The following is a 2,274-nucleotide window of genomic DNA, read 5'->3' as shown; positions in this document are numbered from 1 at the left end:
CCTGAACTGCTCATACACAGTCTTCCATAGCGGAAAATCATTTGGTAAATACCGCCATTGACACCCTGTACGCAATACATAGAAAATTGCTTCTAATATTTCTCTTTTGCTATACTTTGGCGGCCTTCCTCCTTTCTTGTATGATACTCTGAANTGTTTTTCTATTCTTGCCCATTCCCTTTCGCTTAGATCTGTTGGATACTTTTTTCTCATCTTTACCCCGTACTAAAATTTCAGATATTATAGCCTTTTACTTGTTTCCGGACAACCTCTTAATTGTGGTTTTAAGATTTTTTGTAAAGATTTCGGCAAAATAACTTTGATGCCTATTGCTCTTAGTACAGGCAAGATATGCAAAAATAATGGTGCAAAATTATCCAAATTAAATGATAATGTGCTATTATCGTCAATCGACTTTTCTAATTCAGGTATATATTCAGACAAAAGTGCAAGATCAGATAAAATACTAAGCTTTACGTTTTGATTAGAGAGTGCTTTTTCCAGCTTGATGAATGACTTCTCATCATCCAGTGATAACTGTACCTCAAGTTCAAATTTTTCATGGTGATCTTTTATCATTAAATAGAGTTTGTAAGGTTTATCTGCTAAATAAAGACGTGAAAGCCAGAGATTAATTGCTTGCGGTATTTCCTTGTTGCTAAACTCAGTAAACTTGTATGATCTTCCAGTAAAGAATAATTCAAAGATGGATTTATCTCTATGCTTATCCAGTGATGCAGGAAAGTTATCTTCTATATACCCTAAAAGGATGAGAGAGATAGCAACATTTACTTGTTCCTCTGGTTCCATAACGATTTCTTGATATTTAATCAATAGAGGCGGACAAATAGATGATATCTTGCTATGAATTTCCTTAACTGACTCATTAAACAACGCCGGAATCCACCTAATTATTACTTCTCCTCTTTTGTTTTGTAATACTTGTGGTATTAGCGCTGACTTTTCCATTAGCATATGTGCAAACTGTGAAATCATATGCATGAAGCGAAGTTCAGGGTTAAGTTTGTGGAGTAACGAACTAGGAATATCATTTAAAAATCGTGCTACATCCCTCAATACATTTCCACTGAGCCTAAATAAATTAGTTGTACCATTGCTCACTTGAGTAAGGTAATGCTGATCATCAATGAATAGTTGAAATGTTTGCCAATTCTCAATATTTTCCCATCTTTTAATAAATAGCTCCTCTTCTGATAGTTCCTTCTTAGAAGCTGGATAGTACACTAATCTTCCTGCAGGATACTTTTGCCAATGCTTATAAGCTATCTGTAAGATATTATGAAAGTTTTTTTCAAAAAAAAGTGGATTATCTGTTAAAATACTACTGATACAATCAAAAAGGTTAGGAATAGTTGATAAATCAATATCATTTAAAATTGCTTGGTTATGTATTCTAATTTTAGAACATGCCTTAAATATATCATCTATCTTTAAAATGTTTTGAGCATTTTCTAATTTTCCATTCCCAAAATCATCGATAAGTGCTGACAAATTACAATTATGAATATTAAAAATCATGAAGGGGTTTTTATCAATTTCTGCAGCAATAAGATAAATTACAGCAGCAATGTGTTTACAAGGCATAGCCCAATCAGGACAACTACAACTTGCATTCATCTCCTGCCAATTTGAAGGAAATAATTTAATCCCAAGATCATTAAGCTTATCAAACAAGCTGGCTGATAATTGTCTATTTATCAATTTAGCTAATATAGCTGGTGAAGTTTCAATAATTTGACGAATGGTCTGTTGTTCTGATGAGCTTAATTCATTGAGTATAATTTTGACTTTATATGGTTGAGGTTTTGAACCACGATATGGGTAAGATCCTGAGCTATGAACTTTAGCTGTAACTATGTGACCATTAATTTTAATACCAAAAGCTCGACCAGTATTAGCACAAGTTCTGCCACGTGGAAGACGGTTATCATAATCTATTCCGTCAAAAGACTGGAGCCACTTCTTACCCCACCATGTTCTTCCATAAATAGTCATCTTGTAAAACTATATATTTTAACCTAGATAAGCTAGATGCTGATTCTATGGACGATTTTCTCTGAATATGCAAAACTCATCTTGAACTACTACAAAATGTTAATTATAACAACAGAGAGGGCAAAAGCAATAAACACTTAGAGGTTGTCCGGAAACAAGTAAAAGGCTATAATATCTGAAATTTTAGTACGGGGTAAAGATGAGAAAAAAGTATCCAACAGATCTAAGCGAAAGGGAATGGGCAAGAATAGAAAAACA

2 protein-coding genes are annotated in these 2,274 nt (G+C 33.4%); both read right to left on the bottom strand.

The window, feature by feature from the left end:
* Window positions 1–213: transposase (locus OZD62_RS03115; RefSeq protein WP_275019416.1), on the bottom strand; the 213-nt coding region annotated here is incomplete at its 3' end.
* A 27-nt stretch (window positions 214–240) separates the two neighbouring features.
* Window positions 241–2,016 (bottom strand): SWIM zinc finger family protein, encoded by a 1,776-nt coding sequence (locus OZD62_RS03110; protein ID WP_275019415.1) that lies wholly within the window; start codon window positions 2,014–2,016, stop codon window positions 241–243.
* Window positions 2,017–2,274: the final 258 nt, after the last annotated feature.

It is taken from the genome of Wolbachia endosymbiont of Drosophila seguyi (genome assembly GCF_028981765.1).
In the GTDB taxonomy this organism is placed as follows: domain Bacteria; phylum Pseudomonadota; class Alphaproteobacteria; order Rickettsiales; family Anaplasmataceae; genus Wolbachia; species Wolbachia pipientis.
Note: the sequence above shows the minus strand (reverse complement) of the source record. Positions and strands in the feature narration are given on the sequence as shown.

Coding starts and splice junctions, on each gene's coding strand:
- OZD62_RS03110 (WP_275019415.1), bottom strand. CDS start 2,016: ATGACTATTTATGGAAGAACATGGTGGGGTAAGAAGTGGCTCCAGTCT.